Source organism: Citrobacter sp. wls615 (assembly GCF_005281355.1).
GTDB classification, from domain to species: Bacteria; Pseudomonadota; Gammaproteobacteria; order Enterobacterales; family Enterobacteriaceae; genus Citrobacter; species Citrobacter werkmanii.
In genome coordinates this window covers 60,886-77,010 of record NZ_SZXM01000067.1, presented here as the reverse complement: position 1 = coordinate 77,010, position 16,125 = coordinate 60,886, and the positions used below count along the sequence as shown (strand labels likewise).

General features: G+C 53.2%; 14 protein-coding genes. 8 read left to right on the top strand and 6 right to left on the bottom strand.

Annotated elements, in window-relative coordinates; translation table 11 throughout:
- Nucleotides 1-40: 40 nt before the first annotated feature.
- From mnmE to rpmH, 5 genes are all read right to left on the bottom strand, one after another.
- Nucleotides 41-1,405, bottom strand: a complete 1,365-nt coding sequence (gene mnmE, locus FDX04_RS18865) for a tRNA uridine-5-carboxymethylaminomethyl(34) synthesis GTPase MnmE (RefSeq protein ID WP_137371339.1) — start codon at nucleotides 1,403-1,405, stop codon at nucleotides 41-43.
- Nucleotides 1,406-1,510: 105 nt separating this feature from the next.
- Entirely contained in the window at nucleotides 1,511-3,157 is a 1,647-nt protein-coding gene (gene yidC / locus FDX04_RS18860; RefSeq protein ID WP_006687746.1) for a membrane protein insertase YidC, read from the bottom strand.
- A 2-nt stretch (nucleotides 3,158-3,159) separates the two neighbouring features.
- Nucleotides 3,160-3,417, bottom strand: coding sequence for a membrane protein insertion efficiency factor YidD (gene yidD / locus FDX04_RS18855; protein ID WP_003023846.1), 258 nt, complete (start codon nucleotides 3,415-3,417; stop codon nucleotides 3,160-3,162).
- The gene (gene rnpA, locus FDX04_RS18850; protein WP_003844432.1) at nucleotides 3,381-3,740 is read right to left on the bottom strand and encodes a ribonuclease P protein component; all 360 of its coding nucleotides are present in this window, start codon (nucleotides 3,738-3,740) and stop codon (nucleotides 3,381-3,383) included. Before rnpA ends, yidD begins: the two co-directional genes overlap by 37 nt.
- A gap of 17 nt (nucleotides 3,741-3,757) precedes the next feature.
- Complete coding sequence (gene rpmH / locus FDX04_RS18845) at nucleotides 3,758-3,898, bottom strand: 50S ribosomal protein L34 (protein ID WP_003023858.1); 141 nt, start codon at nucleotides 3,896-3,898, stop codon at nucleotides 3,758-3,760.
- 606 nt (nucleotides 3,899-4,504) lie between these two features.
- On the opposite strand from rpmH, the gene dnaA reads away from it, so the two are divergent.
- The 8 genes from dnaA (at nucleotide 4,505) to FDX04_RS18805 (ending at nucleotide 14,969) form a co-directional block, all read left to right on the top strand.
- Nucleotides 4,505-5,908: a chromosomal replication initiator protein DnaA gene (gene dnaA, locus FDX04_RS18840; protein ID WP_003827078.1), complete on the top strand. Its 1,404-nt coding sequence runs from the start codon at nucleotides 4,505-4,507 to the stop codon at nucleotides 5,906-5,908.
- Nucleotides 5,909-5,912: 4 nt separating this feature from the next.
- Nucleotides 5,913-7,013, top strand: coding sequence for a DNA polymerase III subunit beta (gene dnaN, locus FDX04_RS18835; RefSeq protein ID WP_005121477.1), 1,101 nt, complete (start codon nucleotides 5,913-5,915; stop codon nucleotides 7,011-7,013).
- The gene (recF, locus tag FDX04_RS18830; protein WP_038635725.1) at nucleotides 7,013-8,086 is read left to right on the top strand and encodes a DNA replication/repair protein RecF; all 1,074 of its coding nucleotides are present in this window, start codon (nucleotides 7,013-7,015) and stop codon (nucleotides 8,084-8,086) included. Before dnaN ends, recF begins: the two co-directional genes overlap by 1 nt.
- Before the next feature lie 28 nt (nucleotides 8,087-8,114).
- Nucleotides 8,115-10,529, top strand: coding sequence for a DNA topoisomerase (ATP-hydrolyzing) subunit B (gyrB, locus tag FDX04_RS18825; RefSeq protein ID WP_137361465.1), 2,415 nt, complete (start codon nucleotides 8,115-8,117; stop codon nucleotides 10,527-10,529).
- Between the two features lie 153 nt (nucleotides 10,530-10,682).
- Nucleotides 10,683-11,495 carry a sugar-phosphatase gene (gene yidA, locus FDX04_RS18820; protein ID WP_042311439.1) on the top strand — a complete coding sequence of 271 codons (813 nt, stop codon included), beginning with the start codon at nucleotides 10,683-10,685 and terminating at the stop codon, nucleotides 11,493-11,495.
- A 173-nt stretch (nucleotides 11,496-11,668) separates the two neighbouring features.
- On the top strand, nucleotides 11,669-12,694 hold the full coding sequence (locus FDX04_RS18815; protein ID WP_249935547.1) for a hypothetical protein: 1,026 nt from the start codon (nucleotides 11,669-11,671) through the stop codon (nucleotides 12,692-12,694).
- Between the two features lie 5 nt (nucleotides 12,695-12,699).
- On the top strand, nucleotides 12,700-13,830 hold the full coding sequence (locus tag FDX04_RS18810) for a BamA/TamA family outer membrane protein (protein ID WP_170975172.1): 1,131 nt from the start codon (nucleotides 12,700-12,702) through the stop codon (nucleotides 13,828-13,830).
- Nucleotides 13,831-13,847: 17 nt separating this feature from the next.
- Nucleotides 13,848-14,969 carry a DUF4056 domain-containing protein gene (locus tag FDX04_RS18805; RefSeq protein ID WP_170975173.1) on the top strand — a complete coding sequence of 374 codons (1,122 nt, stop codon included), beginning with the start codon at nucleotides 13,848-13,850 and terminating at the stop codon, nucleotides 14,967-14,969.
- On the opposite strand, the gene cbrA is transcribed toward FDX04_RS18805, so the two are convergent.
- Entirely contained in the window at nucleotides 14,955-16,067 is a 1,113-nt protein-coding gene (gene cbrA, locus FDX04_RS18800) for a colicin M resistance lipid reductase CbrA (protein ID WP_137371336.1), read from the bottom strand. The two genes, FDX04_RS18805 and cbrA, sit on opposite strands and share 15 nt — an antisense overlap.
- Between the last annotated feature and the right edge of the window lie 58 nt (nucleotides 16,068-16,125).

The window sequence follows — 16,125 nt, the reverse complement described above, 5'->3', positions numbered from 1 at the left end:
TGTAGGCCCGGTTAGCATCGCGCTACCGGGCAACACAAGGTTACTTACCGATACAGAAGCTGGAGAAAATCCGTCCCAGCAGATCGTCGGAGGTAAATTCACCGGTGATCTCACTGAGGTTTTGCTGCGCCAGACGTAGCTCCTCTGCCAGTAGTTCCCCGGCCCATGCTCCGAGCAGTTGAGCTTTGCCCTGCTCGAGATGCTCCGCCGCTTCTGCCAGCGCCTGTAGGTGACGACGACGCGCCAGGAAGCCGCCTTCCATATTGGTTTCAAAGCCCATGCTCTGCTTGAGATGGTTGCGCAGCACATCAACACCTTCCCCGGTACGTGCGGAGAGACGAACCAGTGAGTGGCCATTTACTTCGCTAAGACCCAGCGTTTCACCGGTAATATCCGCTTTGTTACGCACCACGGTAATAGGTAGTTTGGCTGGCAGACGGGCAATAAAGTCCGGCCAGATCTCCGCCGGGTCGGTAGCGTCAGTGGTGGTGCCATCAACCATAAACAGCACGCGGTCGGCCTGCTCAATTTCCTGCCACGCGCGCTCGATCCCAATGCGTTCCACTTCATCGTTAGCGTCGCGCAGACCGGCGGTGTCGATGATGTGCAGCGGCATGCCGTCGATATGGATATGCTCGCGCAGGACGTCGCGGGTGGTACCGGCGATGTCGGTGACAATAGCCGCTTCGCGGCCTGCCAGCGCGTTTAGCAGGCTTGATTTCCCGGCGTTCGGGCGACCAGCAATCACCACCTTCATCCCTTCGCGCAGCAGGCTGCCCTGACGCGCTTCGGCACGTACAGCATCAAGGTTGCTGATAACGCTATTGAGCTGCGCTTCAATCTTGCCGTCAGACAGGAAGTCGATTTCTTCATCCGGGAAATCAATCGCCGCTTCCACGTAGATGCGCAAGTGAGTGAGCGCTTCCACAAGATGATTTACCCGTGCGGAAAAGGCGCCTTGCAACGAGTTCAGCGCTGAGCGAGCCGCTTGCTCCGAGCTGGCATCGATCAGGTCGGCAATCGCCTCGGCCTGGGCTAAATCGAGCTTATCGTTGAGGAACGCTCGCTCGGAGAACTCGCCCGGTCGGGCAATGCGCACGCCTGGAAGCGTCAGGATACGTTTTAACAGCAGGTCCAGGATCACCGGACCGCCGTGCCCTTGTAGCTCCAGCACATCTTCACCGGTGAAGGAGTTCGGGCCGGGGAACCACAGCGCAATACCCTGATCCAGCGCGCTGCCGTCAACGTCTTTAAACGGCAGGTAGTCGGCATAGCGCGGCTTTGGCAGCTTGCCCAGCACCTCTTGCGCAATGTCACGCGCTTTCAGACCAGAGATACGCAGGATACCCACGCCACCGCGTCCCGGAGGGGTGGCCTGAGCGACGATGGTGTCGTTATGGCTCATGATATGTCTCTTTGTGATGCAATAAAAAAGGCGGTCTAATGACCGCCCTTTACGTTATGTTCCGTTTGCCGGATGGCGGCTTCGCCTAATCCGGCCTACACCGAATCAGGAGTTTTTCTTCTCGCGGCTATGCAGCCCACGCTTCTCCAGACCACGGTAAATCAGCTGCTGCTGAATAATGGTTACCAGGTTGCTGACGATATAGTACAGCACCAGACCTGACGGGAACCACAGGAAGAACACGGTGAAGATGACCGGCATAAAGGTCATGATCTTCTGCTGCATCGGGTCGGTCACGGTGGTAGGAGACATCTTCTGAATGAAGAACATCGTCACGCCCATCAGGATCGGCAGAATGTAGTACGGGTCCTGTGCAGACAGGTCATGGATCCACAGCGCGAACGGCGCATGGCGCAGTTCAATGGAGCCCATCAGCATGTAGTACAACGCCAGGAAGATTGGCATCTGGATGATCAGCGGGAAGCAGCCGCCCAGCGGGTTAACCTTCTCAGCTTTGTACAGGGCCATCATTTCCTGGCTCTGACGCTGTTTGTCATCGCCCAGACGCTCACGCATAGCCTGAATCTTCGGCTGCAGCATACGCATCTTCGCCATGGAGGTGTACTGCGCTTTGGTCAGCGGGTACATGATGCCACGAACGATAAAGGTGATAACGATGATGGAGAAGCCCCAGTTACCCAGGAAGCTATGGATCCATTTCAGCAGTTTAAACAGCGGCTGAGAGATGAACCACAACCAGCCGTAATCCACGGTCAGATCCAGGTGCGGTGCAACGGCCGCCATTTTATCCTGAATTTCCGGGCCGACCCACAGGGTGCTGGTCATCGCACCAGTCTGGCCTGGCTGTACCAGTACCGGCTGTGATTTATAGCCGATAGCGGCAATGCCGTTACCCAGGTTAGCGGTATAGAAGTTGTTGGTACCGTCGTTACGCGGAACCCATGCCGTTGCGAAATACTGTTGCAGCATTGCGACCCAACCGTCTTTAGCGTTGACGTTCAGGTTTTCGTTTTCAGCAATGGTGTCGAATTTGTATTTCTCATACTTCTCATCCGGCGTGGAGTAGGCCGCGCCACGGAAGGTGTGCAGCGCAAAGTTGCTGCTACCGGTGTCGCGATGAGATGGCAGATTGATGGATTGCTTCAGCTGACCAAAGGTGGAGATTTCCAGCGGTTTCTCGCCGGCGTTCTGCACGCTGTAGTTAACGTTGACAGCATATTCACCACGCTTGAGGACAAACGTTTTAGTGAACGTGTTACCCGCTGCGTCAGTATAGGTCATCGGGATCTGCAGTTCGTTCTGACCGTCTGCCAGTACAAATGCGTCTTTTTCGACGTTGTACAGCGGACGTGGGCCGTTAGCCGGGTTATCCGGGCCGTCACGACCGGTCAGGCCACTCTGTGCCTGGTAGATGAACTGTGGCGTAGTTTCCAGTAACTGGAACGGTTCGGTAGAACCAAGTTCTTTCGGGTAAGCTGGCAGCGAAGCCTGTTCCACATCACCACCACGGGTGTTGATGGTCAGATCAAGCACGTCAGTCTTAACCGTAATCAGTTTCCCCTGGCCACTGGCCGGTACGCCCTGGTCTGCGGCGCTACCCGCTGCGGTGGTCGTTGTCTGCGTGGTCTGTTGGGCCTGAGGTTGCGGGTTTTTATCCTGCTCCCAGGCTTGCCAGATCATGAAAGACACGAACAGCAAAGCGATGACTAAAAGATTGCGTTGCGAATCCATCGTTAGTGTTCTCTGGTATCAAATGGTCCGGGCGGGACGGGATCGTCACCACCAGGGTGTAAAGGGTGGCATTTTAATACGCGTTTCACCGTCAACCAACTGCCTTTTATCACTCCAAACCTGCGCAATGCCTCAATTCCGTAGCTCGAACAGGTTGGAGTGAAACGGCAATGCGGCCCAAGCAGCGGACTGATCAGGCGTTGATAGACCCGAATGAGGGCTATCAGGACCCGCGAGCCAGGCGACAATGGCGACGCCATAATTTTTCCAACGCTTCCGAGAGAGCACGGTTATCGAGGTCAGCAACCCCTTTTTTCGCCACCACCACGAAATCCATTGCGGGAAGTTCGTGCTGACGTAAACGGAAGCTTTCACGCGTCAGACGTTTAATCCGATTGCGTTCATGCGCACGTTTAACATTTTTCTTGGCGACGGTAAGACCGATACGGGGATGCCCCAGCGAATTCAGGCGGCCGAGGATGGTGATTTGCGGCGTGCCAGCCCGTTGTGGCTGCTGGAAGACGAATGTGAAATGAGTGGGAGTTAACAAACGTAACTCCCTGGGAAATGCGAGCTTAACCACTCAGGGGCTAGCTTTTATTACTTAGAAACGGTCAGACGAGAACGGCCTTTAGCACGACGACGTGCCAGAACCTGACGACCATTTTTATTAGCCATACGAGCACGGAAGCCGTGAGAACGGTTGCGCTTCAGTACAGACGGTTGAAAAGTGCGTTTCATGGCGATTTCTACCTAAACTTGAATAAATTCACTGACTTTTGCGTATACCCGAACGAGTTTCGAACGACTTACGCCACAGTGTGGGTGATTAAAGAGGCCGGATTGTAATAATTGTACACTCCGGAGTCAATTCTCTTTCCTTATTTCCCGCTTTTTTCCACAAGGTTTTGTGTGAAAAACAGGCAGCGTTGACGCCGTAAGGCGACCGTTACTCGCTGGGGGTAAGAATTATACGGGCTGGTGGATAAAGCGCAAGGATCGCACGGGATCTTTATTAGATCGTTTAAGCAGTAAAGCATCTTTACTCATTAATTTTTTCAATATGCGCGCTAAAACCTGCAGCACTTCTCCAGGATCGTTTACACTTAGCCGATTCTGGATCATCCTGTGGATAAATCGGGAAGAATCTGTGAGAAACAGAAGATCTCTTTCTCAGTTTACGCTATGATCCGCGGTCCCGATCGTTTCAATGGATCCTGATCGGGGAAAAATTGCAGATAGCAATTCGCACGTCACCCTTTGCATAGGGTCTTGTCGGTGTGCGTCAACAATCATGAATGTTTCAGCCTTTGTCATTTATCGACTTTTGTTCGAGTGGAGTCCGCCGTGTCACTTTCGCTTTGGCAGCAGTGTCTTGCCCGATTGCAGGATGAGTTACCAGCCACAGAATTCAGTATGTGGATACGCCCGTTGCAGGCGGAACTGAGCGATAACACGCTGGCTTTGTATGCGCCAAACCGTTTTGTGCTCGATTGGGTAAGGGACAAATACCTTAATAATATTAATGGATTACTAAATAACTTCTGTGGAGCGGATGCCCCACAGCTGCGTTTTGAGGTCGGAACTAAACCCGTCACGCAAACGCTGAAGACGCCGGTAAATAACGTTGTCGCGCCTGCCCATGTGGCGCAACAGGTACAACCGCAACGTGCTGCTCCTGCGGCGCGCCCTGGTTGGGACAACGTCCCGGCTCCGGCAGAACCTACCTATCGCTCTAACGTCAACGTTAAACATACGTTTGATAACTTCGTTGAAGGTAAATCTAACCAACTGGCGCGCGCGGCGGCACGTCAGGTGGCGGACAACCCTGGCGGCGCCTACAATCCGTTATTCCTTTATGGTGGTACGGGTCTGGGTAAAACCCACCTGTTGCATGCTGTCGGTAACGGCATTATGGCGCGTAAACCGAACGCGAAAGTGGTGTATATGCACTCCGAGCGTTTTGTGCAGGACATGGTTAAAGCTCTGCAAAACAATGCGATCGAAGAGTTTAAACGCTACTACCGCTCCGTCGACGCGCTGCTGATCGATGACATCCAGTTCTTTGCCAACAAAGAGCGCTCGCAGGAAGAATTCTTCCACACCTTCAACGCCCTGCTGGAAGGTAATCAGCAGATCATCCTGACGTCGGATCGTTATCCGAAGGAGATCAATGGTGTTGAAGATCGACTGAAATCCCGCTTCGGCTGGGGGCTGACTGTTGCGATCGAACCGCCAGAGCTGGAAACACGCGTGGCGATCCTGATGAAAAAAGCCGACGAAAACGACATTCGTCTGCCGGGGGAAGTGGCGTTCTTTATTGCCAAGCGTCTACGCTCTAACGTGCGTGAACTGGAAGGCGCACTGAACCGCGTGATCGCCAACGCCAATTTTACCGGCCGGGCGATTACCATCGATTTCGTGCGCGAAGCGCTGCGCGATCTGTTGGCTTTGCAGGAAAAGCTGGTCACCATCGACAATATTCAGAAGACGGTGGCGGAGTATTACAAAATCAAAATTGCGGATCTGCTGTCAAAGCGTCGATCTCGCTCGGTAGCTCGTCCGCGCCAGATGGCGATGGCGCTGGCAAAAGAGCTCACCAACCACAGTCTGCCGGAAATTGGCGACGCGTTTGGTGGGCGTGACCATACTACCGTGCTTCATGCCTGCCGCAAGATTGAGCAGTTGCGTGAAGAAAGCCATGATATTAAAGAAGATTTCTCCAATTTAATCAGAACATTATCTTCGTGACGCTATGAAATTTACCGTTGAACGTGAACATTTATTAAAACCGCTTCAGCAGGTCAGCGGCCCGCTGGGTGGACGTCCTACACTGCCGATCCTCGGAAACCTGCTGCTGCAGGTCGCTGACGGTGCGCTTTCTCTGACCGGTACCGATCTCGAAATGGAGATGGTGGCGCGCGTGGCGTTGATCCAGCCCCATGAACCTGGTGCGACCACCGTTCCGGCACGTAAATTCTTCGACATTTGCCGCGGGTTGCCGGAAGGCGCGGAAATAGCCGTTCAACTGGAAGGCGACCGCATGCTGGTACGCTCTGGTCGCAGCCGTTTCTCGCTGTCCACGCTTCCTGCTGCCGACTTCCCTAATCTGGATGACTGGCAGAGCGAAGTCGAATTCACTCTGCCACAGGCCACAATGAAGCGCCTGATTGAAGCCACGCAGTTTTCGATGGCGCATCAGGATGTGCGTTACTACTTAAACGGCATGCTGTTTGAAACCGAAGGGGAAGAGCTGCGTACTGTGGCGACCGACGGTCACCGTCTGGCGGTTTGTTCAATGCCTGTCGGTCAGCCGTTGCCCAGTCATTCGGTGATCGTACCGCGTAAAGGTGTGATTGAACTGATGCGTATGCTCGACGGCGGTGACAACCCGCTGCGCGTGCAGATTGGCAGCAACAATATTCGTGCGCACGTGGGGGATTTCATCTTTACCTCCAAGCTGGTAGACGGCCGTTTCCCGGATTATCGCCGCGTATTGCCGAAAAATCCGGACAAACATCTGGAAGCCGGTTGCGATATCCTCAAGCAGGCGTTTGCCCGTGCGGCGATCCTCTCGAACGAGAAATTCCGCGGCGTGCGTCTGTATGTCAGCGAAAATCAGCTCAAGATCACCGCCAACAACCCGGAGCAGGAAGAAGCAGAAGAAATTCTGGATGTCTCCTATCCTGGTACTGAACTGGAAATCGGTTTTAACGTTAGCTACGTGCTGGACGTTCTGAACGCGCTGAAGTGCGAGAACGTGCGTATTCTGCTGACTGATTCCGTATCGAGCGTACAGATTGAAGATGCCGCATCACAGTCGGCTGCCTATGTTGTTATGCCAATGAGACTGTAATGTCGCTCACCCGCCTGTTGATCCGCGATTTTCGCAATATCGAAAGCGCGGATCTCGCTTTATCCCCTGGCTTTAACTTCCTGGTTGGCGCGAACGGCAGCGGCAAAACCAGTGTGCTGGAAGCCATCTATACGCTCGGCCATGGCCGGGCGTTTCGCAGTTTGCAGATTGGCCGCGTGATTCGCCACGAGCAGGAGTCGTTTGTTTTACACGGACGTTTGCAGGGAGAAGAGCGTGAGACGTCGATTGGTCTGACGAAAGACAAACTGGGCGACAGCAAAGTGCGCATTGATGGCACCGACGGGCACAAGGTCGCTGAACTGGCGCACCTGATGCCGATGCAGCTGATCACGCCAGAGGGGTTTACTTTACTCAACGGCGGCCCCAAATACAGAAGAGCATTTCTTGACTGGGGATGCTTTCACAATGAAGCCGGATTTTTCACCGCCTGGAGCAACCTGAAGCGACTGCTCAAGCAGCGCAATGCGGCACTGCGTCAGGTGAGTCGTTATGAGCAACTGCGCCCGTGGGATAGAGAACTTATCCCGCTGGCGGAACAAATCAGCACCTGGCGCGCGGAGTACAGCGCGGGTATCGCGCAGGATATGGCGGATACCTGCCAGCAGTTTCTTCCCGAGTTTTCTCTCTCGTTCTCTTTCCAGCGTGGTTGGGAGAAGGAGACAGATTATGCCGAGGTGCTGGAACGCAGTTTTGAACGCGATCGCATGTTGACCTACACCGCACACGGCCCGCATAAGGCGGATTTCCGCATTCGTGCCGACGGTGCGCCGGTAGAAGACACGTTGTCGCGTGGGCAGCTAAAACTGCTAATGTGCGCCTTACGTCTGGCGCAAGGGGAGTTCCTGACCCGTGAAAGCGGACGGCGCTGCCTGTACCTGATAGATGATTTTGCCTCTGAACTGGATGATGCGCGTCGCGGGCTGCTGGCCAGCCGCTTAAAAGCCACGCAATCACAGGTCTTTGTCAGCGCAATCAGCGCTGAACACGTTATAGACATGTCCGATGAAAATTCGAAGATGTTTACCGTGGAAAAGGGTAAAATAACGGATTAACCCAAGATAAAATGAGCGAGAAACGTTGATGTCGAATTCTTATGACTCCTCCAGTATCAAAGTCCTGAAAGGGCTGGATGCGGTGCGTAAGCGCCCGGGTATGTATATCGGCGACACGGATGACGGCACCGGTCTGCACCACATGGTATTCGAGGTGGTAGATAACGCTATCGACGAAGCGCTCGCGGGTCACTGTAAAGATATCGTGGTAACGATTCACGCTGATAACTCCGTGTCTGTTACTGACGATGGCCGTGGTATCCCAACCGGTATTCATCCGGAAGAGGGCGTTTCGGCGGCGGAAGTTATCATGACCGTTCTGCACGCAGGCGGTAAATTCGATGATAACTCCTATAAAGTTTCCGGTGGTTTGCACGGCGTAGGTGTCTCCGTCGTTAACGCCCTGTCGCAGAAACTGGAGCTGGTGATTCGTCGTGAAGGCAAAGTGCATCAGCAAACTTATGTGCACGGTGTGCCGCAGGCGCCGCTGGCGGTAACGGGCGAAACCGAAGTGACGGGGACCCAGGTGCGTTTCTGGCCAAGCCATGAAACCTTCACTAACGTGACCGAGTTCGAATACGACATCCTGGCGAAGCGCCTGCGCGAACTGTCGTTCCTGAACTCCGGTGTCTCTATTCGTCTGCGCGACAAGCGTGACGGCAAAGAAGATCATTTCCATTACGAAGGCGGCATCAAGGCGTTTGTTGAATATCTCAACAAAAACAAAACGCCGATCCACCCGAATATCTTCTACTTCTCCACCGAAAAAGACGGTATCGGCGTTGAAGTGGCTCTGCAGTGGAACGACGGTTTCCAGGAAAACATCTACTGCTTCACCAACAACATTCCGCAGCGTGACGGCGGTACTCACCTTGCCGGCTTCCGCGCGGCGATGACCCGTACCCTGAACGCCTACATGGACAAAGAAGGCTACAGCAAAAAAGCCAAAGTCAGCGCCACCGGCGACGATGCCCGTGAAGGCCTGATTGCGGTGGTTTCCGTGAAAGTGCCGGACCCGAAATTCTCCTCCCAGACTAAAGACAAACTGGTCTCCTCTGAGGTGAAATCGGCGGTTGAACAGCAGATGAACGAACTGCTGAGCGAATACCTGCTGGAAAATCCGTCTGACGCTAAAATCGTCGTCGGCAAGATTATCGATGCGGCCCGTGCCCGTGAAGCAGCACGTCGCGCGCGTGAAATGACCCGTCGTAAAGGCGCGCTGGACTTAGCCGGTCTGCCGGGTAAGCTGGCAGACTGTCAGGAACGTGACCCGGCGCTGTCTGAACTGTACCTGGTGGAAGGGGACTCCGCGGGCGGCTCTGCGAAGCAGGGGCGTAACCGTAAGAACCAGGCGATTCTGCCGCTGAAGGGTAAAATCCTTAACGTCGAGAAAGCGCGTTTCGACAAAATGCTCTCCTCTCAGGAAGTGGCAACGCTGATCACCGCGCTGGGCTGTGGTATCGGTCGTGACGAGTACAACCCGGACAAACTGCGCTATCACAGCATCATCATCATGACCGATGCTGACGTCGACGGCTCGCACATCCGTACGCTGCTGTTGACCTTCTTCTATCGTCAGATGCCGGAAATTGTTGAACGTGGCCATGTATACATTGCGCAGCCGCCGCTGTACAAAGTGAAGAAAGGCAAGCAGGAACAGTACATCAAAGACGATGAAGCGATGGATCAATACCAGATCTCTATCGCTCTGGATGGCGCCACGCTGCACACCAATGCCAGCGCACCAGCCCTGGCGGGTGAAGCGTTAGAAAAACTGGTTTCTGAATACAACGCGACGCAGAAAATGATTGGCCGTATGGAACGTCGTTTCCCGAAAGCGCTGCTGAAAGAGCTGGTTTATCAGCCGACGCTGGCTGAAGGCGATCTTGCTGATGAAGCGAAAGTTACGGCCTGGGTTTCCCAGTTGGTGAACGTGCTTAATGAAAACGAAATGCACGGCAGCACCTGGAACAGCTTCGTGCGTAAAGACGCTGAACTGAACCTGTTCGAACCGGTGATCCGGGTGCGTACCCACGGTGTCGATACTGACTATCCATTGGAGCATGAGTTTGTGACCGGTGGCGAGTACCATCGTATTTGTTCGCTCGGTGAGAAGCTGCGCGGGCTGATCGAAGATGATGCGTTTATCGAACGTGGCGAGCGCCGCCAACCGGTGGCCAGCTTTGAGCAGGCGCTGGAATGGCTGCAGAAAGAGTCTCGTCGCGGTCTCGCTATCCAGCGTTATAAAGGTCTGGGCGAGATGAACCCGGAACAGCTGTGGGAAACCACCATGGATCCGGAAAGCCGTCGCATGTTGCGCGTTACTGTGAAGGATGCGATTGCCGCCGACCAGCTGTTCACCACCCTGATGGGCGATGCCGTCGAACCACGCCGCGCGTTTATCGAAGAAAACGCCCTGAAAGCGGCGAACATCGACATTTAACCTACACCAAGGCCTGCTTCTGTAGGCCTTTCCGGCCTACAACCGAACCACAAAAGGGGAATCTTGATTCCCCTTTCTATCCCCCTTTTCGTAGCTGTTTTTTGAGCGGAATCGCGTTAGCATGAGGACGGACTTATTTCATCCGGGGAACTCATGGCTATCAAACTTATTGCTATCGACATGGATGGCACACTTCTGCTGCCCGATCACACCATTTCACCTGCGGTCAAAACGGCAATTGCTGCGGCACGCGCGCGTGGCGTGAACGTAGTGCTGACCACGGGACGCCCGTATGCCGGCGTTCACAGCTATCTGAAAGAACTGCATATGGAACAACCCGGTGACTACTGCATTACCTACAACGGTGCGCTGGTGCAGAAAGCAGGCGATGGCAGTACCGTTGCGCAAACCGCGCTGAGCTATGATGATTATCGCTACCTGGAGCAGCTCTCCCGGGAAGTTGGCTCGCATTTCCACGCGCTCGATCGCAACACGCTGTATACCGCGAACCGTGATATCAGTTATTACACGGTGCATGAATCGTTTGTCGCGACGATTCCGCTGGTGTTCTGTGAAGCCGAAAAAATGGATCCTGCGACCCAGTTCCTGAAAGTGATGATGATTGATGAGCCGGAGATCCTCGACAAGGCCATCTCGCGCATTCCGGCGGAAGTGAAAGAAAAATACACCGTGCTGAAAAGTGCGCCGTACTTCCTCGAAATCCTCGATAAACGCGTCAACAAAGGGACTGGCGTAAAATCGCTGGCCGAGGCGTTGGGAATTAAAGCCGAGGAGGTCATGGCGATTGGCGATCAGGAAAACGACATCGCGATGATTGAATACGCCGGCGTGGGCGTTGCGATGGATAACGCCATTCCAACGGTGAAAGAGATCGCCAACTTCGTGACGAAATCTAATCTGGAAGACGGTGTTGCCTGGGCCATTGAGAAGTACGTCCTCTCCTGATGTGCGTTATGCCTGGCTTCGGCCAGGCATAAAACATTAAGAATGTTATAAAAATCATGTTTGTATTATCAGATGTGAAACAGCACATTAATCCCCCCATTTAGTACACAACTTCTATACTCTCCCACCTTCTTTTATATTCAGGCGGTTCCTGCCTGCAACTATGTTTTCTTATGACTAACACAAGCATTCGCCTGGTGTTGATGACGTCTTCCTGTTTGATTTTTCAAGCCTGGGCTGCGACGGATTCTGGCTCAACGTTAACACCGCTGTATGATTATCAGGACGATGGTCAGGCTACTCCTGTGCTGGTAAAACCGGCGGCTAAACCTGCTGTAAGCCACTCTGTTTTGCCCTTTTTAGGTGACGAGGCGCGTAAACGTGGCTACGACCTGCCTGAGCCGTTTGGTGTGAATATTAACTACATGAATATCAGGCAGAATATTAATGTAGACAGTATTAACTTTAATGGTTTGTATTTAGGAAAAAGCTCTATTCCTTTAGATAACGCCTTTAAAATCAACGTTGGTAATACCCGCGAGAGAAGCAAAACAGAAACCCTAAAACTGGATGCCTGGTTGCTGCCGTTTATGAACGTCTATGGCCTGGTGGGCTATACCGACGGTCACTCCGTTTCTCAAATAGGCGTGGATGTGCTGGGCCCCAAAGGTAATCCAGTTAAGAAAATAAGCGACCAGTTGCAGAATCTGGCGTTTCAGCTCGACTTTAAAGGCACAACTTACGGTGTGGGGACGACTCTTGTTGGCGGTGTGGGTAACTGGTTTACGGCTTTTGATGCCAACTATACTCAGACGCGGTTCGATATTCTGGATGGCAGTATTAACGCCTATACTCTCTCTCCGCGCATAGGCTATCGCTTTATTACTCCCGGCGTGGAGACTCTGCACATGCCGTCCGGTAAGCTGAATCTGTGGGTTGGCAGTATGTATCAAGACGTGCAGCAGGAGTTCAAGGGGAGCCTTAGCGATCTGACTATGCCGTCCTCAACTCTGCAGAATATGGTGAACTGGGCAAACCAGAAACATGATGGCCGTTTCGACGTTAAACAGCATTTGCAATCCCCATGGAACGTCCTGGTCGGCGCGCAGTATGAGCTGACACGCAACTTTAATATCACCTCTGAAATTGGTTTTGCTGAGCGTAATAGCTTCTTTGTCGCCGGTGAGTATCGCTTTTGAATAGTTTGACTCGTCTGTTTTTGCTCTGTGCATTCAGCCTGTTGGGAACGGCGGCGCAGGCCGCGCTCCCCAGCCGTGAAGAAGTTGACGGCTGGCTGAATACACTGGGCGCCAGCGATAACTTTAATGCCAGCAAAGGTATCGATTGGGGGGTAATGCCAGGGCCTTTCTACACTCCCGAACTGGGACTGGGGATCGGCACGGCGGTGGTGGGGATGTATCGCCCGGACCCAAACGACACGGTGAGTCAGAATTCGACGCTGACCCTCAGCGGTTACTTTAGCTCAACGGGTGCTTTCGGCGTCACAATGCAAAATTACGCCTTTTTTGCCGACGATCGCTGGCGTTTTTTTATCAATGGCGCATTAACAGATACCCCAACTTATTACTGGGGACAGGGTTTTAGCGCAGGAGATAAAGACAGCCAGAAACAGCAATATACGGCACAGGTGCTGGATGTACGCCCCACGTTGTATCGACGGGTAGCGCCTAATGTCTATCTGGGACTCGGCTGGTCGTTGAACGCACAGCATGCTGCGCAAATGGATGACAATGATCCCCCAAAAATTGAGAATACCGGGCAGGGTGCGTCGGTGTTGAGTTCCGGTAGCAGTGTAGAACTTAGCTGGGACGACCGTGACTTTGTTCCTAACCCGCGCCAGGGACAATATGCCGACGTACGCTATACCCGCTATACGCCCGATGTAGGGAGCGATACCCGATTTGATGAATACCAGTTGCACTACAGCCGCTACCACTCTCTGGACGAGACGAATGTGCTTGCCTGGGAGATGGACGGTGCGTTTACTCAGGGTGATGTACCGTGGAGCATGATGCCGCTGCTCGGAAGCAATCAGCGGATGCGTGGCTATTACGAAGGACGCTATCGCGATAAAAACGCCGTCAGCGGGCAGGTAGAGTATCGCCGCAAACTTGACTGGCGGCATGGCGTGGTCGGCTGGCTGGGCGCAGGGACGATGGGGCCATCATTTAGCGCGCTGGATGATGGACGCTGGCTACCCTCGGCGGGGGTGGGGTATCGTTTTGAATTTAAGCCGCGGGTGAATGTGCGTCTGGATTATGGCATTGGCAAAGGGAGCAGCGGTTTTTATTTTCAGGTAGGAGAGGCGTTTTGATCAATAAAGTGCTGCTGATGACGACCTTGTTATTGGCAACGATCGGGGTCCATGCTGCGATACCTGTACCTTTGCAGTTGGTAAATGAAGATGACAAGGCCGAAAGCACCGCCTGGCCAGTTGTTTCGCCGCTCCCCGCGCCTCAAGGGTTACGTCCGTGCTGTGCTTTTGGTTACGACCTGCACGCGCAGGTGCTGGATATGCCGGTACCGTTTTATGAACTTGATAACGTCGTTGCGGCTGACGGTATTGGCGAGCATCGCTATAACGACAGCCTGCTGTTAGGGTTAGTGAATCTGGCCGGTATCGGGCATGAACACAATGGCATTGTGTATACTTCACGCGGCGGTTTTATCGATACCGCGCATGTAAGAGATACCGCAGATATGACGGTCTGGCTTTTTAGCCATCTACTTCCACGGTTAGGCCAGCCTTTTACGCTGCGTCTGGAAGATGAGCTCACGGAGCGGCATATTGTTTTTAATGCCTTTACGCCACCTGAAACGGCAGGCGATCGTTACGCATTAGCTGCCTGGCTGGCAGCGCATCTGGCCTTTCAGCTCGCGGCCTGGCATGAAATTGCACAATGGTACGGTTTTGAGTCAGTTCCTGGATTTTCTGAGGAAGTTTCCGCATTTTCACCGGAAGATCTCTACTCCAACCTGTTGGGGGCAAGAATTGCGGTGTCGCTGATCCTTGATGGGCAACTGGCAACATCAGAAATGTACGATGCAGCAATGAACAAGGCACTGTATCAGGCGTTGATGCAGTTGGGAGCTAAGCCTGAAACAATAACCCGTTTTCAGTTTGATATGTTGGATGGCAAGTGGTGGAACAGCCAGCGTCGGGTGCCGGAGAAATATCTGGTGCTGCACAGAAACTACGATGTGAGTGATTCGCGTTTGCCAACGCCAGTGCCGGGCGAAAAAGCCGTGCCGCTACGCCTGTCGCTGCCGCATCACTGGCGAAATTACTCCCTTGATACGCTGGCACAACTTCAACTCCGACCCGGAAGTCACATGGCGCGGCTACCTTTACCACAATCCTGGTATAGCGAAGCTAATTTCCCTGCGCTGGCTACGCTTGCAGGTGATAGCGATAATCTGTCGAAAGTGGGTGAACATTCATTCCTTTATTAAAAACCTCCACCAGAACTTCATTGGCGGATGTTTTTCTGACCCTGTCAGGGGGATATGCGCAACGCCACTTTGCATTATCCATTTCCGGATACACGCCGCTGTTAATATGCGGCTTTTAAGGATCTTGCCATACAGTTTAAGACGTAGCTTGCGAGTGGCATTCCTGTATGCGAGATTCATATCCTTTCTATTCCGTATTAATACTGATTTGAGGATTTCTGCACTATCAAGCGCGTAACTAATTCCTTCCAGCGAGCTGGCGCTGATAAATCCGGCCGCTTCGCCAATCAAAAACGCATTGTCCTTACCGCAGACGAAGTCTTTCCAGCGTGATGGGAACAGCACCGTACATTTTTCGCTTTTCACCGGTTTGCCGAACTGGAAATGGAACGCTTCCATCTTCTCTTTTAGTTCGTCAAAGCGTGCCTGGCCGTCCTTCATTGGGTAGGCGCCGCCAAAGATAAAATAACCATCCTTGCTGATACTCCATGAATAACAGTCGGTTGCGTCGTTATCAAAAATACAGGAATAGAACGGCACGGGATGTTTTTCCGCAAACCATTGTTGAATTGCCACATATTTACGGATTTGGTGCTGGGGATAGAGATGACGGCGTACCAGTGAATTCGCGCCGTCGGCGCCCACCAGATAACGCGCGGTGATCTTCTGCTCCCAACCGTCGGCGCGAAAGATAACATGCCATTTATCGCCTTCGCGCCAGATCTTGCGACACAGACTATCGTGGTACACCTGCACCTCTTCAGGAATGAGAGATTTCATCCATAAATCAAACGCATGGCGATTGATGTTAATGTAGCTGCGCTGGTAGTTACGGGTCAGAGAGGCTGCAACATCAACCGTTTTAACGCTAAAAATCTGTGGGTTGGCGATGATATCAACGGGCAAGGTTATCCCGTCGCGGATAAACGAACGCTGAGCATCCGTGGCCAGCAGCCCGCCGCAGGGTTTCGTGAATCCTTCGTTGCCGCACTGGCGCTTTTTATCCAATGCAATCACGTGCATTTTTCCGCTCAACTGTCGCGCCAGCGCTGCGCCTGCCGGGCCTAATCCGATAATCGCTACGTCAAAATGTTCCATCTTTCTGTCCGCAAAAAATGAAGATGGACATACGCTAAAGCCTGAAAGTGAAGTGCTT